Origin of the sequence: Clostridium cuniculi, assembly GCF_004353185.1 — a bacterium.
In the GTDB taxonomy this organism is placed as follows: Bacteria; Bacillota; Clostridia; order Clostridiales; family Clostridiaceae; genus Clostridium; species Clostridium cuniculi.
The window spans coordinates 1-445 of record NZ_SMUS01000123.1; the positions used below are offsets into that span (position 1 = coordinate 1).

Consider the following 445-nt stretch of genomic DNA (forward strand, 5'->3'; position numbering starts at 1 on the left):
GGGAGGCTGCAGTGAGGAATATTGGTCAATGGGCGCGAGCCTGAACCAGCCAAGTAGCGTGAAGGATGACTGCCCTATGGGTTGTAAACTTCTTTTATATGGGAATAAAGTCACGTGTGGATTTTGTATGTACCATATGAATAAGGATCGGCTAACTCCGTGCCAGCAGCCGCGGTAATACGGAGGATCCGAGCGTTATCCGGATTTATTGGGTTTAAAGGGAGCGTAGGTGGATTGTTAAGTCAGTTGTGAAAGTTTGCGGCTCAACCGTAAAATTGCAGTTGAAACTGGCAGTCTTGAGTACAGTAGAGGTGGGCGGAATTCGTGGTGTAGCGGTGAAATGCTTAGATATCACGAAGAACTCCGATTGCGAAGGCAGCTCACTAGACTGTCACTGACACTGATGCTCGAAAGTGTGGGTATCAAACAGGATTAGATACCCGTG

Annotated in this window: 1 rRNA gene; it reads left to right on the forward strand. The window is 47.9% G+C overall.

The features are described 5' to 3' along the window. Positions 1-445: ribosomal RNA gene (locus tag EJJ37_RS19895) — 16S ribosomal RNA — on the forward strand; the annotation flags it as partial.